This window comes from Sphingomonas psychrotolerans (genome assembly GCF_002796605.1).
GTDB lineage: Bacteria > Pseudomonadota > Alphaproteobacteria > Sphingomonadales > Sphingomonadaceae > Sphingomonas > Sphingomonas psychrotolerans.
In genome coordinates this window covers 4,552,899-4,578,288 of record NZ_CP024923.1, presented here as the reverse complement: position 1 = coordinate 4,578,288, position 25,390 = coordinate 4,552,899, and the positions used below count along the sequence as shown (strand labels likewise).

Sequence of the window (25,390 nt, the reverse complement as noted above, 5' to 3'; positions counted from 1 at the left end):
AAGAGGTTGGCGATACGTCATGCCGAAAGAGATGTGCCCTTGCGCCCGGCTTGTCAAACCGGCCCAAATTCGAGCGCGCGCTTTCGGGCGCGAATGGCCGGGATTGGTGGGAAGCTGTCCGTCTGATTTCGAGAGGCGACGGAGTGATAGCTGCCGTCCCGGATCGCCCCACGGAACCTACCAAGCTGTCATTGCCGCCCTTGCGGAAATATGGTCCACATGCCTGATGTCGCCGATCGCAATAGCTATTGTCACTTTAGCGGCCGCGACACCTCAATCGCTCGCAGGTTCCACGCAACCCTCACCATTGGATTTGGGCGTCGCCCTCACGCTTGAACGCTTCGACGATCGCTGCGCCGGTCCCGGGCCTGACGATGCCTGCCCTATGATCAACATCTATAGGGTTCAGGTCCGTAAGCAGCATTGTCGCCCGGCTAATGCCGCGGAACTTGTACCGGTCAACATCAAAGTCACGCGGGCGCTCGTTTGTCGATTTGAATCAAATGTGACCACAAGTGCGAGAACCTTCAAAGCTGGTTCGGGCCATTGGCGTGAGGATCAAGCCCTTATGTATTTCACTGCCAATGGATGGTCGACGGCCTCATACGTGGCGGACCGTTTTTAGAGACATTGTCCGCTTGCGATCACTACCGACCGCTTGAAGGCTAGCCAAGGGACGACACCAACGACTGCTTGTGGGGCGATAGCCGACATTCGCCAGCCGTCCGCACGCTAATGAGAAAAGGGGCGGTAGTCGCCTACCGCCCCTTCCCTGTTTCGTTCGTGGCGCGAAGGCTCAGCCCTCGACGACCTCGACCATGTGCTGCACCTTGCGGATCATCCCGCGGACCTCGGGGCTGTCCTGCAGCTCCGAGACCCGGTGCATCTTGTTGAGGCCGAGACCGATCAGCGTTGCGCGCTGATCACCGGTGCGGCGGATCGGCGAACCGGTCTGCTTGATCTTGATGGTTGCCATGATCGTTTACTCCGCGACCGCAGCCGCATCCGCCTCGGCGGTTTGCGAACCACCGCGGCCGAGCAGGTCGGCGATCTTCTTGCCGCGCCGCTGAGCGACAGACTTCGGCGAAGTCTGCTCGGTCAGCGCCTCGAAAGTGGCGCGGATCATGTTGTAGGGATTCGACGTGCCGACCGACTTGGTCACGACGTCGGCAACGCCGAGGCTCTCGAAGATGGCGCGCATCGGGCCACCCGCGATGATCCCGGTACCGGCAGGCGCCGTACGCAGCGTCACGCGGCCGGCACCGAAGTGGCCATTGCCGTCATGATGCAGGGTGCGGCCTTCCTTGAGCGGAACGCGAACCATTGCCTTCTTCGCGGCCGCAGTGGCCTTGGAGATGGCTTCCGGCACTTCGCGCGCCTTGCCATGGCCGAAGCCGACCCGGCCCTTGCCGTCGCCGACGACGACCAGCGCTGCAAAACCGAAGCGCTTGCCGCCCTTCACCGTCTTCGAGACGCGGTTGATGTGAACCAGCTTCTCGATCAGCTCTTCGCCGCCGTCATCGGTAGCGCCGCGCGGACCGCCGCGATTGTCACGACCGCCACGGCCGCCGTCACGGCCGCCGCGACCACCGCCGCCGCCGCCGCCGCCACCCGGGCCGCCACGACCGCGACCACCGCCGCCACCGCCGCCGGGACCACCGCGACCGCGACCACCGCCGCCGCCGCCCTGATAGCCCGTGCTCTCCGGCGCGGGGGTGCTGGCTTCGGCGGGAGCGCCGCCAGTTTCTGGCGTGTTGTTCTCGTCAGCCATTGTTAGAACTCCAGTCCGCTCTCGCGAGCGGCATCCGCCAGCGCCTTGACGCGGCCATGATAAAGGAAGCCGCCGCGATCGAAGACGACCTGCGTTACGCCGGCGGCCTTGGCTGCCTCGGCAACGCGCTTGCCGACATCCTGCGCCGCTGCAACGGTCGCGCCGGTCGTGCCGCGCACGTCCTTTTCGAGCGTCGAGGCAGAGGCGATCGTACGACCCTGCGTATCGTCGATCACCTGGGCATAGATGTGCTTGCCCGAGCGATGGATCGAAAGCCGGGGACGGCCACCAGCGCGGCTACGCAGCGCAGTACGGTTGCGGCGACGGCGCTTTGCGAAAAGCGAAAGACCCTTGGTGCTGATCACTTCTTCTTCCCTTCCTTACGGAAGATGAACTCGCCGTCATACTTGATGCCCTTGCCCTTATAGGGCTCGGGCTTCCGCCAGCGGCGAATCTCGGCCGCAATCTGGCCGACCTTCTGCTTGTCGATCCCCGAGATCTCGACCGTGGTCTGATCAGGGGTCTTGATCTCGATGCCTTCCGGCACGTCGACGTTCACGTCATGCGAATAGCCGAGCTGGAGCTTGAGCACCTTGCCCTGCGATGCCGCGCGATAGCCGACGCCGGTGATCAGGAGCTTCTTGGTGAAGCCCTCGGTCACGCCGGTGATCAGGTTCTGCACGAGCGTGCGCTGCATGCCCCAAAAGGCACGCGCCGCCTTGGTCTCGTTGGCCGGCTGCACCGAAATGCTGCCGTCCTCGAGCGTGTAGCTGATCTCTTCGCGCATCACGAGGCTCAGGGTGCCCTTCGGCCCCTTCACGCTGAGCGTCTTGCCCTCGATCGAGGTCGTGACGCCTGCCGGTACGGAGACCGGCTTCTTGCCAATGCGGCTCATCAGAACACCTCCGCGAGCACTTCGCCGCCGACATTCTGCTCGCGCGCTTCCGCGTCGGACAGAACGCCGCGAGGCGTCGAGACGATCGTGATGCCGAGGCCGTTGCGGATCCGGGGCAGTTCCTGCGAACCCGAATAGACGCGGCGGCCGGGCTTCGAGACGCGCGCGACGTGCTTGATCGCCGGCTGGCCCTCGAAATATTTCAGCTCGATGCGGATGCCCGCGGCGGGGCCCATCTGCTCTTCGCTATAGCCACGGATGTAGCCTTCGCGCTGGAGAACATCGAGAACGCGCGCACGCAGCTTCGACGCCGGGGTCAGGACAGAGTCCTTCTTGGCGCGCTGGCCGTTGCGGATGCGGGTGAGCATATCACCCAGTGGATCGGTCAAAGCCATCTCGTAGTCCTTACCAGCTCGACTTCGTGACGCCGGGGATCAGGCCCTTGTTGGCCAGATCGCGCAGCATGACGCGTGCGAGACGGAACTTGCGGTAATAGGCGCGCGGGCGGCCGGTGAGCTCGCAACGGTTGCGAATGCGGGTCGGGTTACCGTTCCGCGGAATCTCGGCCATCTTCAGCCGCGCGATGAGGCGCTCGGTATCATCCAAGCTCTCGTCGTTCGCGGTTGCCTTCAGCTTCGCATACTTGCCGGCATATTTCTTGACGAGCAGCTTGCGACGCTCGTTCTTGTTGATCGAACTCAGTTTCGCCATCGACTTAAGTCCTTCCTACGCCGCTTGCTTCGCTTCGCCGTCCGCCTCGATGGGGAACGGGAAGCCGAACAGACGAAGAAGCTCGCGAGCCTCGTCATCGGTCTTGGCGGTGGTGGTGACGATCACGTCCATGCCGCGCACCTTGTCGATGCGGTCATAGCTGATCTCGGGGAACACGAGCTGCTCCTTAAGGCCGCAGGCATAATTGCCGCGCCCGTCGAAGCTCTTCGGGTTCAGCCCACGGAAATCGCGAACGCGCGGGAGCGCGATCGTGATGAAGCGGTCGAGGAACTCGTACATCCGCTCACGGCGCAAGGTCACCTTGCAGCCGATCGGCATGCCTTCGCGCAGCTTGAACTGTGCGATCGACTTCTTCGCCTTGGCGACGACAGGCTTCTGACCGGCGATGAGTTCCATCTCCGCAGCAGCCTGCTCGACCTTCTTCTTGTCCTGGGTGGCCTCGCCAACGCCCATGTTCAGCACGATCTTGTCGATCCGCGGAACTTCCATGAGGTTCTTGTAGCCGAACTTCTCGATCATCGCCTTGGCGATGGTCTCGTCGTACATGCCCTTGAGGCGCGGGGTATACTTATCAGCCACTGATGACCTCCCCGGTCTTGACCGCAACGCGAACCTTCTTGCCGTCGCGCTCTTCGAAACGAACGCGCGTGGCCTTGCCGTCGGCGGTCACGTGCGCGACCTTCGAAACGTGCATCGGCGCTTCCGAACGCTTCAGCCCGCCCTGGGGATCGCCCTGGCTCGGCTTGACGTGGCGGACCGCGACATTGACGCCCGAAACGACGACCTTGCCGTCCTTGGGCAGCGACTTGACGACTTCACCGGTCCGTCCCTTGTCCTTGCCGGACAGGACGATGACCTGGTCGCCCTTCTTGATCTTGGCAGTTGCCATCACAGCACCTCGGGCGCGAGCGAAATGATCTTCATGAAGCCGCGCGAACGCAGCTCGCGAACCACCGGCCCGAAGATACGGGTGCCGATCGGCTCCTCGTTCTTGTTGACCAGCACCGCGGCATTGCCGTCGAAGCGGATCACCGAGCCGTCGGTACGACGGACATCCTTGGCGGTGCGAACGATGACCGCGCGATGCACGTCACCCTTCTTCACCTTGCCGCGGGGAGCAGCTTCCTTGATGCTGACGACGATGACGTCGCCCACGCCGGCGAAGCGACGCTTCGACCCGCCCAGCACCTTGATGCACTGCACCCGCTTCGCGCCGCTATTGTCAGCGACGTCGAGATTGGACTGCATCTGGATCATCGATCCGGTTCCTTCTCGTTTGGCCTGCCGGGACCAGTCTGGCCCGGTGGTTCCAGTTAAAAACTACGCGGCGGCGTCCGACGTGGCGGGAGTCGCGTGGGTGTTGACCCGCTCGATCACTTTCCACGTCTTGAGCTTCGAAATCGGCGCGATCTCTTCGATCCGCACGGTTTCGCCCTCGCGATACTCGTTGCCCTCGTCATGGGCATGGTACTTCTTCGAGCGACGGATGATCTTGCCGTAGAGCGGGTGCTTGACCTTACGCTCCACCAGCACGACGACCGTCTTGTCGCCCTTGTCCGAGACAATGTTCCCGGTCAGCACGCGCTTCGGCATGGTCTCTTCCTTACTTCGCTGCCGAGCGCGTACGCTCGGACTGCAGCGTCTTGATGCGGGCGATGTCGCGACGGACTTCCTTGACCCGGCTCGGCTTCTCGAGCTGGCTGGTCGCGGCCTGGAAGCGCAGGTTGAATGCCTCGCGCTTCAGGTTGCCGAGCTCGTCGCCGAGCTGGTCGTCGGTCTTCGCACGAAGATCTGTAGGCTTGGTCATTCTATCAACCCTCCAGGTGCGAGGTGTCGCCGAGGCGCGCCACGACCTTGACCTTGATCGGCAGCTTCATCGCCGCACGGCTGAACGCTTCCGCGGCGAGCGGGCCGGGAACGCCGTCCAGCTCGAACAGGATGCGGCCGGGCTTGACGCGAGCGGCCCAATATTCCGGCGCGCCCTTGCCCGAGCCCATGCGGACTTCGGCCGGCTTCGACGAAACCGGAACGTCCGGGAAGATGCGGATCCACAAACGCCCCTGGCGCTTGATGTGACGCGTGATCGCGCGGCGAGCCGCCTCGATCTGACGCGCAGTGATCCGCTCGGGCTCCATCGCCTTCAGACCATAGGAACCGAAGTTCAGCGAAGTGCCGCCCTTGGCATCGCCATGGATGCGGCCCTTGAACTGCTTGCGGTGCGCAAATTTCTTTGGTTGCAGCATGTTCTATAGTCCTTAGCGGCGATCGTCGCGCGCGGGGCGCACGCCGGAAGTCTGAGCTTCCATGTTGAGCCGATCCTGCGCCATCGGGTCATGGCCGAGGATCTCACCCTTGAAGATCCAGACCTTGACGCCGCACACGCCATAAGCGGTGTGGGCAGTGGCCTCGGCATAATCGAGGTTGGCGCGCAGCGTGTGCAGCGGCACCCGGCCCTCGCGATAGCCTTCGTTACGCGCGATCTCGGCGCCGCCGAGACGGCCGCCGCAAGCGACGCGGATGCCGTCGGCACCGAGACGCATCGCCGACTGAACGGCGCGCTTCATCGCACGGCGGAACGCGATACGGCGCTCCAGCTGATCGGCGATGCCCTGCGCAACGAGCTTGGCGTCGACTTCAGGCTTGCGGATCTCGACGATGTTCAGCGAGACGTCGGACGAAGTCATCGCGCCGAGCGTCTTGCGCAGCTTCTCGATGTCCGAGCCCTTCTTGCCGATGATCACACCGGGACGCGCCGCATAGATCGAGATGCGGCACAATTTGGCCGGACGCTCGATCACCACCTTGGAGATCGCAGCCTGGGGCAGCGTCTTCATGATGTACTGGCGGATCCGGAGGTCCTCGATGAGGAGGCGGCCGTAATCGGCGCCTTCCGCGAACCAGCGGCTGTCCCAGGTACGGTTGATCTGAAGACGCAGACCGATCGGGTTGCTCTTGTGACCCATTATGCTTCTTCCTGCTCGCGGACGACGATGCGAAGACGGCTGAACGGCTTCAGGATGCGGGTGGACTTGCCACGGCCGCGGGTCGCGAAGCGCTTCATCGTGATCGACTTGCCGACCGAAGCCTCGGCGACGACGAGCGCGTCGACATCGAGGTTGTGGTTGTTCTCGGCATTGGCGATCGCAGAGGCGAGAACCTTGCGCGCGTCGACTGCCATCGCCTTGGTGGAGAACTGAAGGATGTTCAGCGCGTCACCGGCCTTGCGGCCGCGGATGAGGCCCGCGACGAGGTTCAGCTTCTGCGCCGAACCGCGGATCTGGGTCGCAACCGCCAGCGCTTCCTTGTCGCCGACCTTGCGGGGTGCCTGAGGCTTGGACATTAGCGCTTACCCTTCTTGTCGGCAGCGTGGCCGGGGAAGAAGCGAGTCGGCGCGAACTCGCCGAGCTTCATGCCCACCATGTCCTCGTTGACCGACACCGGCACGAACTTGCGGCCGTTATAGACGCTGAAGGTCAGGCCGACGAAGTCGGGGAGAATCGTCGAGCGGCGCGACCAGGTCTTGATCGGCGAACGCACATTGGTCTCCTGCGCGGTCTGCGCCTTCTTCAGGAGGTGGAGGTCCACGAACGGACCCTTCCAAACTGAGCGAGCCATGTTAGCCCTTCCTCTTCGTCGAATGACGCGAACGGATGATCATCTTGTCCGTCGCCTTGTTGTGGCGGGTGCGCGCACCCTTGGTCGGCTTGCCCCATGGGGTGACCGGATGACGGCCGCCCGAGGTCCGGCCTTCACCGCCGCCGTGCGGATGGTCGACCGGGTTCTTGGCGACGCCGCGAGTCAGCGGGCGGATACCCTTCCAACGGTTGCGGCCGGCCTTGCCGAGATTCTGGTTCTGGTTGTCGGGGTTCGAAACCGCGCCCACCGTCGCCATGCAATTGCCGTGGATGTAACGCTGCTCGCCCGAGTTGAGACGGACGATCACCATGCCGCGGTCACGACCGACGACCTGCACATAAGTGCCTGCCGAACGTGCGATCTGGCCGCCCTTGCCCGGCTTCATCTCCACATTGTGGACGATGGTGCCGACCGGCATCGAAGCGAGCTCCATGGCGTTGCCCGGCTTCACGTCGGTCTTCTTGCCGGCGATCACCTTGTCGCCGACAGCAAGACGCTGCGGTGCGATGATATAGGCGACGCTGGCCTTGCCGTCGATCTCGCCATAGTTGACGAGCGCAATGAAAGCAGTGCGATTGGGATCATATTCGATCCGCTCGACGGTGCCTTCTTTGTCCCACAGGCGGCGCTTGAAATCGACGATGCGATAGCGCTGCTTGTGGCCGCCGGCGATGCCGCGCGAGGTCACGTGACCCTTGTTGTTGCGACCGCCGGTCTTGGTCTTGCCCTCGGTGAGCGCCTTAACCGGACGACCCTTGTACAGGGCCGAACGGTCGATCAGGATCAGGCCGCGGACGCCAGGCGACGTCGGGTTATAATTCTTGAGTGCCATTACGAATTGACCCCCGAGGTCACATCGATCTGCTCACCGTCGGCGAGCGTCACGATTGCCTTCTTCATGTCGGAGCGCTTGTAGGGAGCACCCTTCCAGCGCTTGGTCTTGCCCTTCTGGACGATCGTGTTGACGCCAGTCACCTTGACATTCCAGAGCGCCTCGACGGCGGCCTTGATCTCAGGCTTGGTGGCGTCGCCGGCGACCTTGAACACAACTGCGTTGTGCTCGGAGACGAGCGTCGATTTCTCGGTGATGTGCGGCGCGACGATCACGTCATAATGACGGTTGTCGATCGCAGCCTTCTGCTTTTTAGCCATTGAAGCGCGCCTCCAGCTTCTCGACGGCAGCGCGGGTCAGAACCAGCGTGTCGCTCTTCAGGATGTCATAGACGTTGGCGCCCTGAGCCGGCAGCACGTTGACCGTGTGCAGGTTGCCGGCGGCCAGCGCGAAGCTGTTGTCGACCGCGTCGCCGTCGATCACCAGCGTCTTCTTGCCGAAGTTCAGCTGCTCCATGTTGCCGAGCAAGGTCTTCGTCTTGCTGTCGGCAATCGTCAGGCTGTCCATGACGATCAGCGAGCCAGCCTTGGCATGGCTGCTGAGAGCCATTTTGAGGCCGAGTGCGCGGATCTTCTTGTTCAGCGACGGATTGAAGTCACGGACGCGGGCGCCGTGTGCCTTACCACCACCGATGAACACCGGCGCGCGGCGATCGCCGTGACGGGCGGTACCGCCACCCTTCTGGCGGCCGAACTTCTTGCCGGTGCGGGCAACGTCGGCGCGCTCGCGCGTGCCACGTGCCGTCTCGCGGCGCTTCTCGAGCTGCCAGGTGACGACGCGGTGCAGGATGTCGGCACGGGGCTCGACGGCGAAAACCGCGTCGTTGAGCTCGATGTCGCCATTGCCCTGGGCGTCGAGGGTTTGAACCTTGATCTTCACGCTCAGCCCTCCTGGCCCTTGGTGTCGCCGTCGGCGGCACCGCTGATCTCGGCATCGCTCTGACCGGCGCCATGGGCGTCGGCATCGGCAACGCCGGCTGCTACTTCCGCGGCGCTCGGCAGCGGAGCGATCTCGTGGACCGCACCCTCTTCGACCGCGGCGATGTGATGCTCTTCACCGGCATGCTGAGGATCACGGATCCCGGCCGGGAACGGCGCGTCGGCATGACGGTCGACCTTGACGGCATCCTTGACGAACAGCCAGCCACCCTTCGAGCCAGGGACCGAACCCTTGACGAAGAGAAGACCGCGCTCGACGTCGGTGCCGACGATCTCGAGATTCTGCTGGGTGCGATACTTGTCACCCATGTGGCCGGCCATCTTCTTGTTCTTGAAGACCTTGCCCGGATCCTGGCGCTGACCGGTCGAACCGAGCGAACGGTGCGAGACCGAGACGCCGTGGGTGGCGCGCAGACCGCCGAAGCCCCAGCGCTTCATGCCGCCCTGGAAGCCCTTGCCCTGGGTCTTGCCCTGGATGTCGACGAACTGGCCGGCGACATAATGTGCGGCCGAGATTTCGGCACCGACTTCGAGCAGACCGTCCTGGTCGACGCGGAATTCGTGGACGACCGCCTTGGGCTCGACTTCGGCCTTGCCGAAATGGCCACGCTGCGGCTTGGAAACGTTCTTGCTCTTCGCCGTGCCGGCGCCGAGCTGGACGGCAGTATAACCGTCACGATCTTTTTCGCGAACCGAGACAACCTGCAGGCCTTCGAGGCTAAGGACGGTGACCGGCACGTGGCGGCCGTCGTCCTGGAACAGGCGGGTCATCCCCAGTTTCTTCGCGATCACGCCAGTGCGCATGATCTGTTGCTCCTATGCATAGGCACCCTCGGGACCATTCCCTCGGGTGCGTGCTTCAACCCAAAATTCGATGCGAGCCCCCGTCTGGGCTGACCCCCGCCGGAGCGGGAGGACGGGGGACGCAGACCCGGGCAAGCCCGGCGGTATCCCTATCTCGTATTTGAGTGCGCTTTGGCGCCCTCTGCTCCCTGCATTGAATCGGGATGATCCGGTCGGGGAGCTAGCGAATCCCGGTCAGGGGAAACGCGAATCTCGTTGGAGGCGGGCTAATATGTCAGCTTAGCCCCCGTGTCCACCCCGCTTTCGCGGGGTTGAACCCAAACTCGCTCAGGCGAGCTTGATCTCAACGTCGACGCCGGCGGCGAGGTCCAGCTTCATCAGCGCGTCGACCGTCTGCGGGGTCGGCTGAACGATGTCCAGCATGCGCTTGTAGGTGCGGGTCTCGAACTGCTCGCGCGACTTCTTGTCGATGTGCGGGCCGCGGTTGACGGTGAATTTGTCGATGTGCGTGGGCAGCGGGATCGGACCACGGATGAGGGCGCCGGTGCGGCGCGCGGTGTCGGCGATGTCGCCGGCAGCCTGGTCGAGCACCCGATGATCGAACGCCTTGAGGCGAATGCGGATATTCTGCGTTTCCATGGTACCTACCGATGCGAAAGAGCGGGCCCCGTAATCGAGGCTCTTGCTGTTAAACCCAAAACTGGAGGGCGGCCCTTACAGGCACCCTCATAAAAAGGCAACCGCCCGGCACCCCTTTTTCAGGGTGCCGGGCGGCTGTTTGTCCTTAGCTAGCTTACTTCTGGATCTCGGCGACGACGCCTGCACCGACGGTGCGGCCGCCTTCGCGGATCGTGAAGCGCTGGCCGACGTCCATGGCGATCGGCGCGATGAGCTTGATGCCCAAAGCGACGTTGTCGCCCGGCATCACCATCTCGGTGCCCTCAGGCAGTTCGATCGTGCCGGTCACGTCGGTCGTGCGGAAGTAGAACTGCGGGCGATAGTTGGCGAAGAACGGCGTGTGACGGCCACCCTCGTCCTTCGACAGCACGTACACTTCCGACTTGAAGTCGGTGTGCGGCTTGATCGAACCCGGCTTGGCCAGAACCTGGCCACGCTCGACTTCTTCACGGCCCACGCCGCGGATCAGCGCGCCGATGTTGTCGCCGGCCTGGCCCTGATCGAGCAGCTTGCGGAACATCTCGACGCCGGTGACCGTGGTCTTGCGGACGGTCTCCTGGATGCCGACGATCTCGACTTCCTCGCCGACCTTGACGATGCCGGTCTCGACGCGGCCGGTGACGACGGTGCCGCGACCCGAGATCGAGAACACGTCCTCGATCGGCATCATGAACGGCTTGTCGAGCGGACGCTCGGGCTGCGGGATCGACTCGTCGACCGCCTTCATCAGCGCGAGGATCGCTTCCTTGCCGAGCTTCTCGTCAGAACCCGAGAGCGCGCAGGTCGCCGAACCACGGATGATCGGAATGTTGTCGCCGTCGAACTCGCGCTTGCTGAGCTCTTCGCGGATTTCCATCTCGACCAGCTCGAGGATTTCCTCGTCGTCGACCAGATCGACCTTGTTGAGGAACACGACCATCGTCGGCACGCCGACCTGACGGGCGAGGAGGATGTGCTCCTTAGTCTGCGGCATCGGGCCGTCAGTCGCGGCGACCACGAGGATCGCGCCATCCATCTGCGCGGCGCCGGTGATCATGTTCTTCACATAATCGGCGTGGCCCGGGCAATCGACGTGGGCGTAGTGACGCGCCGCGGTCTCATACTCGACATGTGCGGTCGAGATGGTGATGCCGCGCTCGCGCTCTTCCGGCGCCTTGTCGATGTTGGCGAAGTCGACGGCGGTGCCACCGGTCGTCTCGGCCAGGATCTTGGTGATGGCGGCCGTCAGCGACGTCTTGCCATGGTCGACGTGACCGATGGTGCCGATGTTGAGATGCGGCTTGTTCCGCTCGAATTTTGCCTTCGCCATTGTTTCCTACCTTCTGGAATCTGATTCGCGGCCTTCAGGGCGCCACGCGAACGGGGCCCCTTAGCGACTCATTTTGGGTTACGCCAGCTTCGCCTTCACTTCGTCGGCCACATTCGCTGGCACTTCGTCGTAATGCGAGAACTGCATGCTGTATTGCGCGCGGCCCTGGGTGAACGAGCGGAGCGCGTTCACATAGCCGAACATGTTCGCCAGCGGGACCATCGCTTCCACCGTCTGCGCGTTGCCGCGCGTATCGGTGCCCTGGATCTGGCCACGGCGGCTGTTCATGTCGCCAATGACGTCGCCCAGATAATCCTCCGGAGTGACGACCTCGACCTTCATGATCGGCTCGAGCAGCTTGATGCCCGACTTCTGGGCCGCTTCGCGCATGGCGCCGCGGGCACAGATTTCGAACGCCAGTGCCGACGAGTCGACGTCATGGTACGCGCCGTCATACAGCAGGATCTCGAAGTCGATGATCGGGAAGCCGACCAGCGAACCCGTAGCAGCCGTCTCGCGGAAGCCCTTCTCGATCGCGGGGATATATTCCTTGGGAATATTACCGCCCTTGATCTCGTCCTTGAAGAGGATGCCCGAACCGCGCTCGCCCGGCGTGAGCTTGACCTTCACGCGGCCGAACTGGCCAGTACCGCCCGACTGCTTCTTGTGAGTGTAATCGATGTCGACCGGCTTGCCGAGATATTCGCGATACGCAACCTGCGGCGCGCCGACATTGGCCTCGACCTTGAACTCGCGCTTCATGCGATCGACCAGAATCTCGAGATGGAGCTCGCCCATGCCCTTGATGATGGTCTGCCCGCTCTCGGCGTCCGAAGACACGCGGAACGACGGATCCTCGCGCGCCAGGCGGTTCAGGGCGACGCCCATCTTCTCCTGGTCGGCCTTGGTCTTGGGCTCCACCGACAGCTCGATCACTGGCTCGGGGAATTCCATCCGCTCGAGAATGATCGGCGCGTTGATGGCGCACAAAGTGTCACCGGTCGTGGTGTCCTTGAGACCCGCCAGCGCGACGATGTCGCCGGCATAGGCCACCTGGATGTCCTCGCGGTCGTTCGCATGCATCAGCAGCATGCGGCCGACCTTTTCCTTCTTGTCCTTGACCGAGTTGGTCACCTGCGACGCAGTCTCGAGCTTGCCCGAATAGATGCGCGCGAAGGTCAGCGTGCCGACGAACGGATCGTTCATGATCTTGAACGCCAGCGCCGAAAACGGCACGTCGTCCGACGACGGACGCTCGTCCGGCGTCACGCCGTCGAGCTTGAGGCCCTGAATCGCGGGAACGTCGAGCGGCGAAGGCAGATAGTCGACCACGGCGTCGAGCAGGGGCTGGACGCCCTTGTTCTTGAACGCCGAGCCGCAAACCACCGGCACGAACGCCATGCTGAGCGTCCCCTTGCGGATCAGCTTCTTCAGGTCGGCGACGCTCGGCTCATTGCCTTCGAGATACTTCTCCATCAGGTCGTCGTCGAGTTCGACGGCCATTTCGATCAGCTCGCTGCGATACTTGGCGGCCTTCTCGACCATGTCTTCGGGGATGTCCGCATATTCGAACTTCGCGCCAAGGCTCTCTTCGAGCCAGATGATCGCGCGGTTCTCGACCAGATCGACCAGGCCCTTGAAGCCGCCTTCGATGCCGATCGGCAGATACAACACGGCCGGACGCGCACCGAGGCGTTCGATGATCGAGTTGACGCAGAAATAGAAGTCCGCGCCGGTGCGATCGAGCTTGTTGATGAAGCACATGCGCGGCACGCCGTATTTGTCGGCCTGACGCCAGACGGTCTCCGACTGCGGCTCCACGCCAGCAACGCCGTCGAAGCATGCAACCGCGCCATCGAGCACGCGCAGCGAACGCTCGACCTCGATGGTGAAGTCGACGTGCCCGGGGGTGTCGATGATGTTGATCAGATGCTCTTCGCCCTTGCCTTCTTCGGCGCGCCACTTGCACGTCGTAGCGGCGGACGTGATCGTGATCCCGCGCTCCTGCTCCTGCTCCATCCAGTCCATCGTCGCGGTGCCTTCGTGCACTTCGCCGATCTTGTAGGACTTGCCGGTGTAATAGAGGATGCGCTCGGTCGTCGTCGTCTTGCCGGCGTCGATGTGCGCCATGATGCCGATATTGCGGTAACGCTCGAGCGGATGGCTGCGGGCCATGATCTTAGTCCTTAGCGATGTGGGGAGCCGGCGGTCCGGCTCCCCACGATATAGGTAGGAAAGTTACCAGCGGTAGTGGCTGAAGGCGCGGTTCGCTTCGGCCATACGGTGGGTATCTTCGCGCTTCTTCACTGCGTTGCCGCGGTTGTTCGCGGCATCCATCAGCTCACCCGAAAGGCGGGCCGACATGGTGTGCTCGCTGCGGTTACGCGCCGAGGTGATCAGCCAGCGGATGGCCAGTGCCTGGGCACGCTCCGGACGAACCTCGACGGGAACCTGGTAGGTCGCACCACCGACGCGGCGCGAACGGACCTCGATGCCCGGCTTGATGTTGTTGAGTGCGTCATGGAACACGCCGATCGGCTCGCGCTTGGCACGCTGCTCGACGGTTTCGAGCGCCGTATAGACGATGCCCTCGGCCACGGACTTCTTGCCGTCCAGCATGACCGAATTCATGAACTTGGTGAGAACCTCATCCCCGTAAACGGGATCAGGCAGGATTTCCCGCTTTTCGGGACGACGACGACGAGCCATCTGATATCTTCCTTCTAAACTTCAGCCGTTGGTGGCGGGCATAAGCCCGGCCGGCTTACTTCGGACGCTTGGCGCCGTACTTGGAACGCGACTGGCGACGATCCTTCACACCCTGCGTATCGAGCACGCCACGAAGGACGTGATACCGAACGCCGGGAAGGTCGCGCACGCGGCCGCCGCGGATCAGGACCACAGAGTGCTCCTGAAGATTGTGGCCCTCGCCCGGAATGTAGCTGATGACTTCGCGCTGGTTGGTCAGGCGGACCTTCGCAACCTTGCGGAGCGCCGAGTTCGGCTTCTTCGGGGTCGTGGTGTAGACACGGGTGCAGACGCCGCGCTTTTGCGGGTTCTGCTCCATCGCAGGGACCTTGGACTTGGCCTTCTGCGGTTCGCGGCCCTTGCGGACCAGCTGGTTGATCGTTGGCATGAAGCCCTTCACCTTTGCGTTACCGGATCATTCCGGCGGTTACTTTGCTGGAGCCCAGACTCTATAGAATACGAAAAGGCCCCGGGTGTCTGCGACCCCCCGGGCCATTGCGTCTCCAGCAACGTTCAGCTCTTTGTTCCCCGAGTCTTGCGGCCTTTGGACCCTCGTGGAACGGTGGCGCCTATAGCGGCGCACGCCCAGGTGGTCAATGGGGCGGCCGGGCTAACAGAGCGTCAACGCATCGCGCGCTAAAGCCTGCATAAGATGCTGCACTCTTACCGATATGGCGCCGTCATGCGGCCGATCCTGCTCCGGCTCGCCCCTGCGCTGCTCGCGCTGGCGGCGACATTGCTGCTCGGCACGACGGGACTGCCGTTTGCCGAGCGTTGGCGCTGGTTCGAGTCGGCGGCGCTGCTGCCGGTGATCGGGATCGCCTTTGCGGCCGCTGCCGGACTCCTCGCCTGTCACCTCGCATTGCTGAGCATCACTCCCCGCCCTTCCCTGTTCGCGAGTGCCCTGCCCGCCGCGCTGATCGCCGGCGCCTTGCCCGGCCTGGGAAGTGCGGCATTGCTCGTGCCCCTGGCGATCGCCGCGCCGGCAGCGCTGCGCAGACCGGCGGGCGCGGCGGCGCTGGGCGGCGTGGCCATCGCGCTCGCCGCTGCGTGGCTACACAGCCCGGCCCTGCACCTCGCCGGCGCGCTGGCGATGCTCGCCGCCGCGACGCTGGAGATTCGCCGCGCCGCCCGTCCGGCAGCGAACGACAACACCCGCAACGAAGCGTTCACTGCGTTTTGGAGTCTGCCGGAGGACGCCGGTTGTGCTAGGCAGCCGGCCCGGACTTCGAGTCCCGTCTTGGGGGAGTGAGCTTGTGTTCAGCAGCAAGAGCCGCGACGAACGACCTTCGGCGCCGGGTCCGGCGAATGGCCGCGGACGCGGCATGTTTTCGGTGATCGGACCCGACATGGTGGTGACCGGCGATGTCCGTGCCACCGCGGATCTTCATATCGACGGCAGCATCGAAGGCGACGTGCATTGCGGCAATTTCGTCCAGGGATCGGAGAGCCGCATTCAGGGCGGCGTCACTGCCGATACCGCGCGGATCGCCGGCGCGATCGAAGGCAGCATCCGGGTCAAACACCTCATCGTCGAGCGTTCGGCGCGGATCATCGGCGATGTCGAATATGAGGACATCACGATCGAAAATGGCGGCCATGTCGACGGCCGGCTCAAGCGCACCGGCGGCGACGCCGCAGCGACCGGGCCGCGCGCGGTGCCGGATGCAGCGCCGGCCGCACGCGAACAGGCGGCTTGATTCGGAGTCCCGCGGGGCAGGAGCGCCGGTTTTCGGTGGTGCCCTGCAAAATGGGACCGGAAGTTGCGGCCACCGGCTGACTTCACTCACCCAGTATGCAGACGCCTTCAGGCGACATGGCACTCCCGGCAAGCGCGCACAGCTCAGGGTTTGCGGGACGAGTCAGATTTGCATGGTCACCGAGGCAAGCCTGATAATTCGAAATGCCTGGAGGAGTCGGCCAAGAAGCTTTTGTAGGCTTTTCCAGATGCTTGCACGCGCGTTTCGCGATCGAGACAGCCAACAGATCCGCACGCTGCGCCGCAGAGAACGGCACCTGCTCCTTATGACCGGGCGAGCATGCGGTTAGTACTAAGGCGACGCCTGGAATAATCGGCGGTTTAATAAGCATGCCACGTCATAGCTCCGCCACGTGGGCTTTCCACTACTTCCCGCCATTCGCGATTTATAAGACACGACGCGGATAGCGCTTGTTGGCAAAGCTCCTGTCTTCGCGGGAGCCGAGCCGGTTCGGCACCGCCCACACGAAAAGAGGCGCCGTCCTTGCGGGCGGCGCCTCTCTCATGGGCCCGGAACGGGGGGGTTACAGGCCCTTGATCTTGGTAAGATGCGCCTGGACGACCTTCTCGGCGTCGCTGGCGAACTTCTTGAGCTCCGGCACGTCGCCGGTGGCGGCATAGCCCTTGACCAAAGTCAGCGCCTTTTCGTGCGCTGCGATCTGCTGGGCTTTGTAGGCGGTGTCGAACGCCGCGCCCTCCGCCTGGCGCAGCGCTTCGAGACCGGCTTCCTGCTCGACGCTGAGCGCCGGGCTCGGAGTGATCGCCGGACTGGCCTTGGCGCCCGCGGCCTTGAGCTTGTCGGTCGACGCAGTGTGATGCTCGACCATCAGCTTGCCGAAGTCCTTGAGCGGCTGTGCCTGCGCCTTCTCCTGCGCGAGCTTGCCGGCCTCGATCTCGTAATAGTCGCTCGCACCCACGTCGTTGGCGAATTTCTGCCCCGGCGATGCAGCTTCGGCAGCCATCGCATTGCCGGCGCCGTTGTCGGTCCAATTGGCGTCGCCGGGCATGTCCATGCCGGCCATGTTGTCGGCCGTGGTGGTATTGGTAGCCGTCTCGTTGCCGCCGCACGCGGCGAGCGCCAGCGCCGGGGCCAGCCCCAGGATCAGATGATGCTTCTTCATGGCAAGGCGTCCTCCTCGGGGTCCCACAACGCAGTCCCGAAGCCGGCGTTCCGCTTTCTCAATGAGATTGCGGCAGAATTCTCAGGCGGCGCGCAGCTCGGCGAGAAAATCGCGCAGTTCCGCGGAGAGCTCTGCTGCGCCTTGCTGCAGCTTCGCCGCGACGCCGCGCATTCCCTGGGCGCTGGCGGAGGCTTCGCCCGAGGTCTCGCCGATCGCCTCGACATCGTGCCGGATCGCATTGCTCGCGCCGACCGCTTCCTCGACATTGCGCGCGATCATGTGGGTTGCATTCTCCTGCGCGACGACCGCCGCCTGCACGCCCCCCGCGAGATCGACCATGACCGCGATCGCTTCCTCGACTTGCCCGTGCCCCGCCGTGACGTCGTCGATGCCGCGGCGGATCTCGTCGACATGCGCCGCGATCCTTCCCGCGGCGACGCCGGTCTGGCTCGACAGCTGCTTCACTTCATTGGCTACCACGGTGAAGCCACGCCCCGCCTCCCCGGCACGCGCCGCCTCGATCGTGGCGTTGAGCGCGAGGAGATTCACCTGACCGGCGATGTCGCTGATCAGGCCGATCACCGAAGTGATTCGCTGCGCGGCGCAGTGCAGCTCGCGGGTGCGGGCACTGCCGGCGCGGACCAGCTCGGAGACCTTGCCCGCGGCCGCCTCGGCGGCTTCGGTATTCCGCTCGACATGCTCCAGAGCGGTGGCCAGCTCGCGTCCGCGCGCGGCGATTTCGCGCATGTTGTCGCTGGTCTGCGACGCTGCCGAGGCTACTGCAACCGCGCGGCCGCCAACCGCGCCGGCACGCTCGGCGCTGGCGGCGGCGCCCCGCTGCAATTCGGCCGACAGACTGCCCAGCGCCTGCGCGAGCGACGCCACCTCGCCTTCGAAGCGCTCGCTGGCACGCTCGATCCGCTCGGCACGCGCGATGCGGGTGGCGGCGGTGCTGCGCTCATATTCGGCGGCGAGATGGAGCAGCCGGCGATTGCCGATCACTCCGGCCAGCCTGCCGCCGCGCGTCAGGATCATCCCTTCGCTGCCATTGGCGGCACGATAGGCCTGGATCAGCATGCTTGCATCCTCGGCAATCTCCGCCACCGGGCAGGCGCGGACATGGCGGACCACGCCGTGGCCGAAATACGGATTGCGCAGCAACGCGTGCCCGAACGGATTGAGCAGCAGCCGCCGCACGTCCTTCTCGAAGATCGCGCCGACGGGTCGATGGGCGGCGTCGACCACCGGCATCAGACGAAGATCGGTATCCGAGTTGAACAGATCGACTGCCTTGAACAGCGAATCGTCGAGCGTCAGCCATGGCGGATCGGCTTCGGCAGTAGTGAGCCAGCCCGGATTCGGGTCCGACCGCGGGGCAAGTTGTGCGACCTTCATGCCTCCGCCCTAGAGGCAGTTGGTAAAGGCCAGCTTCACCGTTGGTTACACCTGCGTGACAAATCGCCTTTTTTCGCAGTTGCAGCGAACGAAGGCGCGGCGTAGAGGCCCGGCCGTGACGGGTGTCCCCGCAAGGGGATGAAAATGGGAACTCGGTTCAAACCCGAGGCTGCCCCCGCAACTGTAACCGGCGAGCGTTCGCGCCATCCAAGCCACTGGAGCTTTTCCGGGAAGGCGGCGCGAGAGTATTGACCCGGGAGCCAGGAGACCTGCCAGTCACAGTCGATTCCTTTGCGCGGGCGGGGTGCACCGGGCGAACGAGGGCTGTGCCCTCGCGTGAGCGACACCGTTAACCGGGTCGCCGCGCCAATTTCGGCAAGACGACCCCAGACAAAGGTGTCTTGCCGTGACCAAGTTGAAGCTGTTTCTCTATGCCTCCGCCGCATTGCTGCCGGCGGTGGCGCATGCCCAATCGGACGAGGACCAGATCGTCGTCGTCGCATCCGGCGTCGAGCAGGAGGCCGAAACCACTGGCCGCTCGATCACCGTGCTCGACCGCGCGGCGATCGAGACGCGTCAGACCGTCTCGCTGTCCGATCTGCTCGCCACCACCCCGGGCATCACCGCCACCCGCAACGGCGGCCCCGGCGGCGTCACTGCGGTGCGCATCCGCGGCGCCGAGGACGCGCAGACGCTGGTGTTGATCGACGGCGTCCGCGCCAACGATCCCTCGGCGCCCGCCGGCGCCTTCGACTTCGGCAATCTGCTGACCGGATCGATCCAGCGCGTCGAAATCCTGCGCGGACCCAATTCGGTGATCTGGGGCAGCCAGGCGCTGGGCGGCGTGGTCAATTTGGTGACGCAGGCGCCGGTCGACGGCGTGGCGGCGCGCGCCAATGCCGAATATGGCTATGCCGAGCAGGTTTCCGCCAATGCCGCGATCGCAGCGGGCAACGATACGCTGCAGGGCGCGCTGACCGGCGGCTATTTCCGCACCGACGGCGTCTCGCAGGCCGCGGTCGGCACCGAGGCCGACGGCTATCGCCAATATAATGCCAGCGGCCGGCTGCGCTACGAATTCGCGCCGGGCTTCGGCGTCGACCTGCGCGGCTATTACGCCAATTCGCGCCTCGAGCTCGACGGGTTCGCTCCCCCCACCTACAGCTTCGGCGACACCGACGAATATTCGACCGCGCAGGAATTGTACGGCTATGCCGGGTTGTTCGCGGACATCGGACCCGTCGCCAATCGCATCGCCTTCACCATCGCCGACATCAACCGCGACGGCTATAATTCCACCAGCGATACGGCGCCCGCCTATCTCTATCGCGGCCGCAGCGAACGCTACGAATATCGCGGCGACGCCAAGCTGGTCGACCAGCTCCGCGTCACCTTCGGCGCCGAGCGCGAAAATCTGCGCTTCTATGACGGCTTCGTGACCAACCGCGCCGACATCACCAGCTTCTACGGCCAGGCGATCGTCACGCCGGTCGAGCAAGTGACGCTCACCGCGGGCATTCGCAACGACGATCATAGCCGCTTCGGCGCACACACCAGCTGGGGCGCCAATCTCGCAGTGAAGCCGTTCGAAACCACCTTGCTGCGCGCCAGCTATGGCGAAGGCTTCAAGGCGCCGACGCTCTATCAGCTGTTCTCGGACTATGGCACCGAATCGCTGGATCCAGAGACAGCGAAGAGCTGGGAAGTGGGCGTCGAGCAGTCGGCGCTGAACGGCGCGGCGAAGCTGGGCGTGACGTGGTTCCACCGCGACACGCGCAACCAGATCGACTTCTTCTCGTGCCCGGCAGCGCAAGTGACCAACCCGGCATCGATCTGCTTCAATCGCCCCTTCGGCACCTACGCCAATATCGCCCGCACCCGCGCCGAGGGCGTCGAGGTCGAACTCGCGCTCAAGCCGGTCGAGGCGTTTACCGTCACTGCTAACTACACCTATACCGACGCCGAGAACCGCTCGGCGGGGTATGAAGGCAATCAGCTGGCGCGCCGTCCGCAGGACACCGCCAGCCTCTCGGCCGATTACCGCCTGCCGTTCGGGCTTTCGCTGGGAGGCACGGTGACGATCGTCGGGGACAGCTTCAACGACCAGGGCAATTTTACCCGGCTCGACGGCTTTGCGCTCGGCAGCATCCGTGCCGAGATGCCGATCGGCGATCGCTTCGCGGTCTACGGCCGCGTCGAGAATGTCACCGACGAGAAGTACCAGGTCGTATCGGGCTACGGCACCTATGGCCGTGCGGCCTATGCCGGGGTGCGGATCCGCCTCAACTGATGACCAGCCCCCCCACCGTCATGCCGGACTGGTTCCGGCATCCACTGTGCCGCCTGGCGGGACGGATTCGGCAGGAACCGAGCCGTCTTCGCCTCGCCGCCTGGTGGACCCCGGAACCGGTCCGGGGTGACGATGGATGGCAAGGATGAAACGCGCCGCGCTCCTGTGCCTGCTGCTGGCCGGATGCGCGGCGCAACCTTCGGCAAAAGGCGGCGGAATCGTCTCGCTCAACCCGTGCGCCGATGCGATGCTGGTCGAGCTGGTCCCGCGCGACCGCATCGCCGCGATCAGCCATTATTCGCGCGATCCCGGCGCGACCTCGATCCCGCTGGATCTTGCGCGCAAGTTCAACGTCAACAACGGCACCGCCGAGGAGATCATCGCGCTTCGCCCCGATCTGGCGATCATTGATAGCTTCGCTTCGGTCTCGACTCGCGAAGCGCTGACGCGGGCCGGCGTGAAGACGCTGACGCTGGGATGGGCCAATACGATCGAAGACAGCAGAAAACAGGTCCGTGAACTCGCCGCCGCGCTCGACGCAAAGCCCGCCGGCGAGGCGATGGTCGCGAAGATCGACGGCGCCATTACGGCCGCCCGCACCGGCCGCCCGCCGGTCTCCGCCTTGCTCTGGATCGGCGGCAACACCGTCAACGGCGCGAACACCTTGCTCGACGAGATGATGGTCAAGGCGGGCTTCAGCGACCATGCTGCGCATTATGGACTGCAAGGCACCGGCTATCTCCCGATCGAGCATGTCGTCGCCGATCCGCCACGCGTGATGCTGGTCCCCGACCAGGCCGGCCGCGACGCGGCTTCGCGGGCGGCGCAGATGCGCGGCTGGGCGCTCGCCCGCTCGGGCGCCACGGTGCATCAGGCGCCCTTTGAGCGCAGTCTCGTCAATTGCGGCGGACCGGTGATCCCCAGGGCGATGACGCGGCTTGCGGAAATACGCAGCGAGGTGGGGCAATGAACCGCGCTCTCCTCCTCACGCTGCTCGCGGCCCTTGTCGGCCTGCTCTTCGCCGGCTCGCTGATGGCCGGCAAGATCTGGGTGCCGGCGTCGGTTTGGTTCTCGAACGATCCGCGCTGGTGGATCGTCGCCGAGCTGCGCCTGCCCCGCGCGATCCTCGGGCTCGCGATCGGCGCGGCGCTAGGCCTCACCGGCGCGGTGCTGCAAGGCTATCTGCGCAACCCCCTCGCCGACCCGGCGGTGGTCGGCGTCTCCTCTTCCGCCGCGCTCGGTGCCGTCGCCGCGATCGTCATATTTTCGGCCAGCGGCCCGCTCGTCATCTTCGGCGCCGCGATGCTTGCCGCGTGCGGATCGATGCTGCTGCTCGCGGGACTGGCATGGCGCGCCGACAGCCAGGTCGCTTTCATCCTCGCCGGCACCGTGCTCGCCAGCCTCGCCGGGGCGCTGACTGCCTTCCTGATCTCGATCGCGCCCAACCCCTTCGCCACCGCCGAGATCATCGACTGGATCATGGGCGCGCTCACCGACCGCAGCTTCGCCGAGGTCCAGCTGGCGCTGCCATTCATTGCCGTCGGCTGCGCGCTGCTCCTCTTCACCGGCCGCGCGCTTGACGCGCTCACCCTCGGCGAGGCCGCGGCGCGCTCGCTCGGCGTGCGGCTCGCGCGCACCCAATTGCTCATCGTGCTCGGCGCCGGTCTGGCAGTCGGCGCCAGCGTCGCGGTGACCGGCGTGGTCGGCTTTGTCGGGCTGATCGTGCCGCATCTGCTCCGCCCGCTCACCGGCGCCAGGCCCTCTGCCTTGCTCGTCCCCAGCGCGCTCGGCGGTGCGGCTCTGGTGCTTGCCGCCGACAGCCTCGTCCGGCTCGGCCCCGGTGCGGCGGAAATCCGGCTCGGCGTCGCAATGGCCTTGCTCGGCACGCCGTTCTTCCTCGTGCTCCTGCTCAAGATGCGGCGGTCGGCATGGAGCTGAGCGTCAGCGATCTCGCGGTCAGCCTCGGCAATCGCCGGGTGCTCGACCATATCACCGCCGCCTTCCGGCCCGGCCGCGTCACGGCGATCCTCGGCGCCAACGGCTCGGGCAAGTCGACTCTGGTCAAGACGCTCGCCGGGCTGCTCGACGCCGATGCCGGTCACGTCAAACTCGGCACGCGCCCCATCGCCCGGATCGAGCCGCGCGAGCGCGCCCGGCTGATCGGCTATCTGCCGCAGGACCCGATCGTCCACTGGAACCTCGCGGTGCGCGACCTCGTGGCGCTCGGCCGCCTGCCCCATCGTTCGCCCTTCGCCGGCGCATCGCAGGCGGATGCGATGGCGATCGGCGCCGCGCTCGCCGCGACGGACGCCCATCACCTCGCCGATCGCGGCGCCGACCAGCTCTCGGGCGGCGAGCGGGCGCGCGTCCTCCTCGCCCGCGTCCTCGCCGGCGAGCCGCAATGGCTGCTCGCCGACGAACCGCTCGCCAGCCTCGATCCCGTCCACCAGCTCGGCCTGCTCGACCAGCTCCGCGCGCTCGCCGCGGACGGCATGGGCGTGGTGATCGTCTTGCACGATTTGATCCAGGCCGCCCGCGCCGCCGACGACGTGCTACTGTTGAAGCAAGGCGAGGTCGTAGCGTTCGGCCCTGCGGCGGAGGCACTGGCGCACCAGCCGCTGCGCGAGGCCTTCGGTGTCGAGGTAATGATCGTTCCCGACGAACAGGGCCGTTTGCTGCCGGTGCCGATCGGCCGGACCAAATAGGCCGATATCCGTCATCCCGGCGAACGCCGGATCTCGGGCAGTTTGCTCCCGCCATCGCACGAGATCCCGGCTTTCGCCGGGATGACGCGTGTGAGTCACCTCCTTGCGGGGAGGGGAGCCCCTGTGCCATTGCGCAATAAAATTACACGACGAGTCGGGCCAAAATGCCCGCCGCAGGAGAGTTTATGCGCACGATCGAGCATCTCATTGCCGGCCATTCGGGCGGAGGCGCGGGGCGCACGTCCGACGTGTTCGACCCCAACACCGGGCAGGTTCAGGCCCGCGTGTCGCTGGGTACCAGCGCCGATCTCGACCGCGCAATCGCCGCCGCTCAGGCCGCCCAGCCCGGCTGGGCCGCGACCAACCCGCAGCGCCGCGCCCGGGTGATGTTCAAGTTCAAGGAACTGGTCGAAGCGAATATCGACGCCCTCGCGCATCTGCTCTCGTCCGAGCACGGCAAGGTCATCGCGGACTCGAAGGGCGACATCCAGCGTGGGCTCGAAGTGATCGAATTCGCCTGCGGCATCCCGCACGTGCTCAAGGGCGAATATACCCAGGGCGCCGGCCCCGGCATCGACGTTTACAGCATGCGCCAGCCGCTCGGCATCGGCGCCGGCATTACCCCGTTCAACTTCCCGGCGATGATCCCCTTGTGGATGTCGGGCGTGGCGATCGCCTGCGGCAATGCCTTCCTGCTCAAGCCCAGCGAGCGGGATCCCTCGGTCCCCGTCCGCCTCGCCGAACTGATGCTCGAGGCGGGCTTGCCCGAAGGCATCCTCCAGGTCGTCCACGGTGACAAGGAAATGGTCGACGCGATCCTCGATCATCCCGCGATCTCCGCCGTCAGCTTCGTCGGCTCGTCGGACATCGCGCATTATGTCTATCGCCGCGGCGTCGAGGCCGGCAAGCGCGTCCAGGCGATGGGCGGCGCCAAGAACCACGGCATCGTCATGCCCGATGCCGATCTCGACCAGGTCGTCGCCGACCTCTCCGGCGCTGCCTTCGGATCGGCGGGCGAGCGCTGCATGGCGCTGCCGGTGGTAGTGCCCGTAGGCGACAAGACCGCAGATGCGCTGCGCGAAAAGCTGCTTCCTGCGATTCGTTCGCTGCGCGTCGGCGTCTCAACTGATAATGATGCGCATTACGGACCCGTGGTGAACGCCGCCCACAAGCAGCGCGTCGAGAACTGGATCCAGACCGGAGTCGACGAAGGCGCCGAGCTCGTCGTCGACGGCCGCGGCTTCCAGCTGCAGGGACATGAAGAGGGGTTTTTCATCGGCCCGTCGCTGTTCGACCACGTCACCCCGGACATGCAGTCGTACAAGGAAGAGATTTTCGGCCCGGTCCTCCAGATCATCCGCGCCCCCGATTTCGAGACCGCATTGCGCCTGCCGAGCGAGCACCAATATGGCAACGGCGTCGCGATCTTCACCCGCAACGGCCACGCCGCGCGCGAGTTCGCCGCGCGCGTCAATGTCGGCATGGTCGGGATCAACGTGCCGATCCCCGTCCCCGTCGCCTATCACAGCTTCGGCGGCTGGAAGCGCAGCGCGTTCGGCGACGTCAACCAGCACGGCATGGAGGGCGTCCGCTTCTGGACCAAGGTCAAGACCGTCACCCAGCGCTGGCCCGACGGCTCGGCGCTTCCCGGCGGCAGCGAGGACGGCGGCCCCTCGCGCATCCAGGACGCCTTCGTCATCCCGACGATGGGCTGAGC

34 protein-coding genes and 1 riboswitch are annotated in these 25,390 nt (G+C 65.0%); of the genes, 8 read left to right on the top strand and 26 right to left on the bottom strand.

All coding sequences use genetic code 11. The features are described from left to right. Positions 1–226: 226 nt before the first annotated feature. Positions 227–625 (top strand): hypothetical protein, encoded by a 399-nt coding sequence (locus CVN68_RS24095; protein ID WP_233503462.1) that lies wholly within the window; start codon positions 227–229, stop codon positions 623–625. A gap of 171 nt (positions 626–796) precedes the next feature. On the opposite strand, the gene rpmD is transcribed toward CVN68_RS24095, so the two are convergent. The 24 genes from rpmD to rpsL all read right to left on the bottom strand — a co-directional run bounded on the left by rpmD (position 797) and on the right by rpsL (position 14,791). Then, a complete protein-coding gene (gene rpmD, locus CVN68_RS20755) occupies positions 797–976 on the bottom strand; it encodes a 50S ribosomal protein L30 (RefSeq protein ID WP_100283875.1) in 180 nt (59 codons plus the stop codon). A 6-nt stretch (positions 977–982) separates the two neighbouring features. Then, on the bottom strand, positions 983–1,771 hold the full coding sequence (gene rpsE / locus CVN68_RS20750) for a 30S ribosomal protein S5 (RefSeq protein WP_100283874.1): 789 nt from the start codon (positions 1,769–1,771) through the stop codon (positions 983–985). Between the two features lie 2 nt (positions 1,772–1,773). Beyond that, entirely contained in the window at positions 1,774–2,133 is a 360-nt protein-coding gene (rplR, locus tag CVN68_RS20745; protein ID WP_199560329.1) for a 50S ribosomal protein L18, read from the bottom strand. Further along, positions 2,133–2,666: a 50S ribosomal protein L6 gene (gene rplF, locus CVN68_RS20740; RefSeq protein ID WP_100283872.1), complete on the bottom strand. Its 534-nt coding sequence runs from the start codon at positions 2,664–2,666 to the stop codon at positions 2,133–2,135. Before rplF ends, rplR begins: the two co-directional genes overlap by 1 nt. Continuing rightward, positions 2,666–3,061, bottom strand: a complete 396-nt coding sequence (gene rpsH, locus CVN68_RS20735; protein WP_100283871.1) for a 30S ribosomal protein S8 — start codon at positions 3,059–3,061, stop codon at positions 2,666–2,668. Before rpsH ends, rplF begins: the two co-directional genes overlap by 1 nt. 10 nt (positions 3,062–3,071) lie before the next feature. Beyond that, positions 3,072–3,377, bottom strand: a complete 306-nt coding sequence (gene rpsN, locus CVN68_RS20730) for a 30S ribosomal protein S14 (protein ID WP_100283870.1) — start codon at positions 3,375–3,377, stop codon at positions 3,072–3,074. A 15-nt stretch (positions 3,378–3,392) separates the two neighbouring features. Further along, complete coding sequence (rplE, locus tag CVN68_RS20725; RefSeq protein ID WP_100283869.1) at positions 3,393–3,977, bottom strand: 50S ribosomal protein L5; 585 nt, start codon at positions 3,975–3,977, stop codon at positions 3,393–3,395. Beyond that, positions 3,970–4,287, bottom strand: coding sequence for a 50S ribosomal protein L24 (gene rplX / locus CVN68_RS20720; protein ID WP_100283868.1), 318 nt, complete (start codon positions 4,285–4,287; stop codon positions 3,970–3,972). The genes rplE and rplX overlap by 8 nt, the downstream gene beginning before the upstream one ends. Beyond that, a complete protein-coding gene (gene rplN / locus CVN68_RS20715; protein WP_100283867.1) occupies positions 4,287–4,655 on the bottom strand; it encodes a 50S ribosomal protein L14 in 369 nt (122 codons plus the stop codon). Before rplN ends, rplX begins: the two co-directional genes overlap by 1 nt. Positions 4,656–4,718: 63 nt before the next feature. Further along, positions 4,719–4,991, bottom strand: coding sequence for a 30S ribosomal protein S17 (gene rpsQ, locus CVN68_RS20710; protein WP_100283866.1), 273 nt, complete (start codon positions 4,989–4,991; stop codon positions 4,719–4,721). Between the two features lie 10 nt (positions 4,992–5,001). After that, the gene (gene rpmC / locus CVN68_RS20705) at positions 5,002–5,205 is read right to left on the bottom strand and encodes a 50S ribosomal protein L29 (protein WP_100283865.1); all 204 of its coding nucleotides are present in this window, start codon (positions 5,203–5,205) and stop codon (positions 5,002–5,004) included. Between the two features lie 4 nt (positions 5,206–5,209). Then, complete coding sequence (rplP, locus tag CVN68_RS20700; RefSeq protein WP_029936455.1) at positions 5,210–5,641, bottom strand: 50S ribosomal protein L16; 432 nt, start codon at positions 5,639–5,641, stop codon at positions 5,210–5,212. 12 nt (positions 5,642–5,653) lie between these two features. Next, positions 5,654–6,361 (bottom strand): 30S ribosomal protein S3, encoded by a 708-nt coding sequence (gene rpsC / locus CVN68_RS20695; RefSeq protein WP_100283864.1) that lies wholly within the window; start codon positions 6,359–6,361, stop codon positions 5,654–5,656. Beyond that, on the bottom strand, positions 6,361–6,738 hold the full coding sequence (rplV, locus tag CVN68_RS20690; RefSeq protein WP_037566464.1) for a 50S ribosomal protein L22: 378 nt from the start codon (positions 6,736–6,738) through the stop codon (positions 6,361–6,363). The genes rpsC and rplV overlap by 1 nt, the downstream gene beginning before the upstream one ends. After that, positions 6,738–7,013: a 30S ribosomal protein S19 gene (gene rpsS / locus CVN68_RS20685; RefSeq protein ID WP_100283863.1), complete on the bottom strand. Its 276-nt coding sequence runs from the start codon at positions 7,011–7,013 to the stop codon at positions 6,738–6,740. The genes rplV and rpsS overlap by 1 nt, the downstream gene beginning before the upstream one ends. A 1-nt stretch (position 7,014) precedes the next feature. After that, entirely contained in the window at positions 7,015–7,866 is an 852-nt protein-coding gene (rplB, locus tag CVN68_RS20680) for a 50S ribosomal protein L2 (protein ID WP_100283862.1), read from the bottom strand. Then, entirely contained in the window at positions 7,866–8,186 is a 321-nt protein-coding gene (locus CVN68_RS20675; RefSeq protein ID WP_100283861.1) for a 50S ribosomal protein L23, read from the bottom strand. Before CVN68_RS20675 ends, rplB begins: the two co-directional genes overlap by 1 nt. Continuing rightward, entirely contained in the window at positions 8,179–8,805 is a 627-nt protein-coding gene (rplD, locus tag CVN68_RS20670) for a 50S ribosomal protein L4 (protein ID WP_100283860.1), read from the bottom strand. The genes CVN68_RS20675 and rplD overlap by 8 nt, the downstream gene beginning before the upstream one ends. Positions 8,806–8,807: 2 nt before the next feature. Further along, positions 8,808–9,668, bottom strand: a complete 861-nt coding sequence (rplC, locus tag CVN68_RS20665; RefSeq protein ID WP_100283859.1) for a 50S ribosomal protein L3 — start codon at positions 9,666–9,668, stop codon at positions 8,808–8,810. Positions 9,669–9,995: 327 nt separating this feature from the next. Continuing rightward, positions 9,996–10,307, bottom strand: a complete 312-nt coding sequence (rpsJ, locus tag CVN68_RS20660) for a 30S ribosomal protein S10 (protein WP_010545719.1) — start codon at positions 10,305–10,307, stop codon at positions 9,996–9,998. 154 nt (positions 10,308–10,461) lie between these two features. Continuing rightward, positions 10,462–11,655: an elongation factor Tu gene (tuf, locus tag CVN68_RS20655; RefSeq protein WP_100283858.1), complete on the bottom strand. Its 1,194-nt coding sequence runs from the start codon at positions 11,653–11,655 to the stop codon at positions 10,462–10,464. Positions 11,656–11,733: 78 nt separating this feature from the next. Then, positions 11,734–13,830, bottom strand: coding sequence for an elongation factor G (gene fusA, locus CVN68_RS20650; RefSeq protein WP_100283857.1), 2,097 nt, complete (start codon positions 13,828–13,830; stop codon positions 11,734–11,736). Between the two features lie 63 nt (positions 13,831–13,893). Next, positions 13,894–14,364 carry a 30S ribosomal protein S7 gene (gene rpsG / locus CVN68_RS20645; RefSeq protein WP_044333405.1) on the bottom strand — a complete coding sequence of 157 codons (471 nt, stop codon included), beginning with the start codon at positions 14,362–14,364 and terminating at the stop codon, positions 13,894–13,896. Between the two features lie 55 nt (positions 14,365–14,419). After that, positions 14,420–14,791: a 30S ribosomal protein S12 gene (gene rpsL / locus CVN68_RS20640; protein WP_029936467.1), complete on the bottom strand. Its 372-nt coding sequence runs from the start codon at positions 14,789–14,791 to the stop codon at positions 14,420–14,422. A 294-nt stretch (positions 14,792–15,085) separates the two neighbouring features. Between rpsL and CVN68_RS20635 the strand changes: the two genes are divergently transcribed. Both CVN68_RS20635 and CVN68_RS20630 read left to right on the top strand, forming a co-directional pair. Further along, positions 15,086–15,655, top strand: coding sequence for a hypothetical protein (locus CVN68_RS20635; RefSeq protein ID WP_158298995.1), 570 nt, complete (start codon positions 15,086–15,088; stop codon positions 15,653–15,655). A gap of 4 nt (positions 15,656–15,659) precedes the next feature. Next, positions 15,660–16,103, top strand: a complete 444-nt coding sequence (locus tag CVN68_RS20630) for a bactofilin family protein (protein ID WP_233503461.1) — start codon at positions 15,660–15,662, stop codon at positions 16,101–16,103. 583 nt (positions 16,104–16,686) lie between these two features. Here the strand turns inward: CVN68_RS20630 and CVN68_RS20625 are convergent. Together CVN68_RS20625 and CVN68_RS20620 are read right to left on the bottom strand one after the other, a co-directional pair. Then, positions 16,687–17,283 (bottom strand): DUF4142 domain-containing protein, encoded by a 597-nt coding sequence (locus tag CVN68_RS20625; protein ID WP_100283855.1) that lies wholly within the window; start codon positions 17,281–17,283, stop codon positions 16,687–16,689. A gap of 81 nt (positions 17,284–17,364) precedes the next feature. Next, positions 17,365–18,678, bottom strand: coding sequence for a methyl-accepting chemotaxis protein (locus tag CVN68_RS20620; protein WP_100283854.1), 1,314 nt, complete (start codon positions 18,676–18,678; stop codon positions 17,365–17,367). 103 nt (positions 18,679–18,781) lie between these two features. Beyond that, positions 18,782–18,969, top strand: a riboswitch (cobalamin riboswitch). A gap of 115 nt (positions 18,970–19,084) precedes the next feature. Between CVN68_RS20620 and CVN68_RS20615 the strand changes: the two genes are divergently transcribed. The 5 genes from CVN68_RS20615 to CVN68_RS20595 all read left to right on the top strand — a co-directional run bounded on the left by CVN68_RS20615 (position 19,085) and on the right by CVN68_RS20595 (position 25,388). After that, a complete protein-coding gene (locus CVN68_RS20615) occupies positions 19,085–20,968 on the top strand; it encodes a TonB-dependent receptor plug domain-containing protein (protein WP_100283853.1) in 1,884 nt (627 codons plus the stop codon). Positions 20,969–21,113: 145 nt separating this feature from the next. Then, the gene (locus CVN68_RS20610; protein WP_100283852.1) at positions 21,114–21,938 is read left to right on the top strand and encodes an ABC transporter substrate-binding protein; all 825 of its coding nucleotides are present in this window, start codon (positions 21,114–21,116) and stop codon (positions 21,936–21,938) included. After that, on the top strand, positions 21,935–22,906 hold the full coding sequence (locus CVN68_RS20605) for a FecCD family ABC transporter permease (RefSeq protein ID WP_100283851.1): 972 nt from the start codon (positions 21,935–21,937) through the stop codon (positions 22,904–22,906). Before CVN68_RS20610 ends, CVN68_RS20605 begins: the two co-directional genes overlap by 4 nt. Continuing rightward, positions 22,897–23,673, top strand: coding sequence for an ABC transporter ATP-binding protein (locus tag CVN68_RS20600; RefSeq protein WP_100283850.1), 777 nt, complete (start codon positions 22,897–22,899; stop codon positions 23,671–23,673). Before CVN68_RS20605 ends, CVN68_RS20600 begins: the two co-directional genes overlap by 10 nt. Positions 23,674–23,858: 185 nt before the next feature. Continuing rightward, positions 23,859–25,388 carry a CoA-acylating methylmalonate-semialdehyde dehydrogenase gene (locus CVN68_RS20595; protein WP_100283849.1) on the top strand — a complete coding sequence of 510 codons (1,530 nt, stop codon included), beginning with the start codon at positions 23,859–23,861 and terminating at the stop codon, positions 25,386–25,388. Positions 25,389–25,390: the final 2 nt, after the last annotated feature.

What these genes read in the sequence shown, in the direction of transcription:
- rpsL (WP_029936467.1), bottom strand. Translation starts at nt 14,791, where the DNA reads ATGCCAACGATCAACCAGCTGGTCCGCAAGGGCCGCGAACCGCAGAAG.
- rpsQ (WP_100283866.1), bottom strand. Translation starts at nt 4,991, where the DNA reads ATGCCGAAGCGCGTGCTGACCGGGAACATTGTCTCGGACAAGGGCGAC.
- rpsS (WP_100283863.1), bottom strand. Translation starts at nt 7,013, where the DNA reads ATGGCTCGCTCAGTTTGGAAGGGTCCGTTCGTGGACCTCCACCTCCTG.
- CVN68_RS20595 (WP_100283849.1), top strand. Translation starts at nt 23,859, where the DNA reads ATGCGCACGATCGAGCATCTCATTGCCGGCCATTCGGGCGGAGGCGCG.
- rpsJ (WP_010545719.1), bottom strand. Translation starts at nt 10,307, where the DNA reads ATGGAAACGCAGAATATCCGCATTCGCCTCAAGGCGTTCGATCATCGG.
- rpmC (WP_100283865.1), bottom strand. Translation starts at nt 5,205, where the DNA reads ATGACCAAGCCTACAGATCTTCGTGCGAAGACCGACGACCAGCTCGGC.
- CVN68_RS20620 (WP_100283854.1), bottom strand. Translation starts at nt 18,678, where the DNA reads ATGAAGGTCGCACAACTTGCCCCGCGGTCGGACCCGAATCCGGGCTGG.
- fusA (WP_100283857.1), bottom strand. Translation starts at nt 13,830, where the DNA reads ATGGCCCGCAGCCATCCGCTCGAGCGTTACCGCAATATCGGCATCATG.
- rplX (WP_100283868.1), bottom strand. Translation starts at nt 4,287, where the DNA reads ATGGCAACTGCCAAGATCAAGAAGGGCGACCAGGTCATCGTCCTGTCC.
- CVN68_RS20600 (WP_100283850.1), top strand. Translation starts at nt 22,897, where the DNA reads ATGGAGCTGAGCGTCAGCGATCTCGCGGTCAGCCTCGGCAATCGCCGG.
- CVN68_RS20675 (WP_100283861.1), bottom strand. Translation starts at nt 8,186, where the DNA reads ATGGCTAAAAAGCAGAAGGCTGCGATCGACAACCGTCATTATGACGTG.
- CVN68_RS20605 (WP_100283851.1), top strand. Translation starts at nt 21,935, where the DNA reads ATGAACCGCGCTCTCCTCCTCACGCTGCTCGCGGCCCTTGTCGGCCTG.
- rpsH (WP_100283871.1), bottom strand. Translation starts at nt 3,061, where the DNA reads ATGGCTTTGACCGATCCACTGGGTGATATGCTCACCCGCATCCGCAAC.
- rpsN (WP_100283870.1), bottom strand. Translation starts at nt 3,377, where the DNA reads ATGGCGAAACTGAGTTCGATCAACAAGAACGAGCGTCGCAAGCTGCTC.
- tuf (WP_100283858.1), bottom strand. Translation starts at nt 11,655, where the DNA reads ATGGCGAAGGCAAAATTCGAGCGGAACAAGCCGCATCTCAACATCGGC.
- rplP (WP_029936455.1), bottom strand. Translation starts at nt 5,641, where the DNA reads ATGCTGCAACCAAAGAAATTTGCGCACCGCAAGCAGTTCAAGGGCCGC.
- rpmD (WP_100283875.1), bottom strand. Translation starts at nt 976, where the DNA reads ATGGCAACCATCAAGATCAAGCAGACCGGTTCGCCGATCCGCCGCACC.
- rplC (WP_100283859.1), bottom strand. Translation starts at nt 9,668, where the DNA reads ATGCGCACTGGCGTGATCGCGAAGAAACTGGGGATGACCCGCCTGTTC.
- CVN68_RS20635 (WP_158298995.1), top strand. Translation starts at nt 15,086, where the DNA reads ATGCGGCCGATCCTGCTCCGGCTCGCCCCTGCGCTGCTCGCGCTGGCG.
- rplV (WP_037566464.1), bottom strand. Translation starts at nt 6,738, where the DNA reads ATGTCCAAGCCTCAGGCACCCCGCAAGGTCGGCGACAAGGAAGCGCTG.
- rplN (WP_100283867.1), bottom strand. Translation starts at nt 4,655, where the DNA reads ATGATCCAGATGCAGTCCAATCTCGACGTCGCTGACAATAGCGGCGCG.
- CVN68_RS24095 (WP_233503462.1), top strand. Translation starts at nt 227, where the DNA reads ATGTCGCCGATCGCAATAGCTATTGTCACTTTAGCGGCCGCGACACCT.
- rplF (WP_100283872.1), bottom strand. Translation starts at nt 2,666, where the DNA reads ATGAGCCGCATTGGCAAGAAGCCGGTCTCCGTACCGGCAGGCGTCACG.
- rpsG (WP_044333405.1), bottom strand. Translation starts at nt 14,364, where the DNA reads ATGGCTCGTCGTCGTCGTCCCGAAAAGCGGGAAATCCTGCCTGATCCC.
- rpsC (WP_100283864.1), bottom strand. Translation starts at nt 6,361, where the DNA reads ATGGGTCACAAGAGCAACCCGATCGGTCTGCGTCTTCAGATCAACCGT.
- CVN68_RS20610 (WP_100283852.1), top strand. Translation starts at nt 21,114, where the DNA reads ATGAAACGCGCCGCGCTCCTGTGCCTGCTGCTGGCCGGATGCGCGGCG.
- CVN68_RS20625 (WP_100283855.1), bottom strand. Translation starts at nt 17,283, where the DNA reads ATGAAGAAGCATCATCTGATCCTGGGGCTGGCCCCGGCGCTGGCGCTC.
- rplB (WP_100283862.1), bottom strand. Translation starts at nt 7,866, where the DNA reads ATGGCACTCAAGAATTATAACCCGACGTCGCCTGGCGTCCGCGGCCTG.
- rpsE (WP_100283874.1), bottom strand. Translation starts at nt 1,771, where the DNA reads ATGGCTGACGAGAACAACACGCCAGAAACTGGCGGCGCTCCCGCCGAA.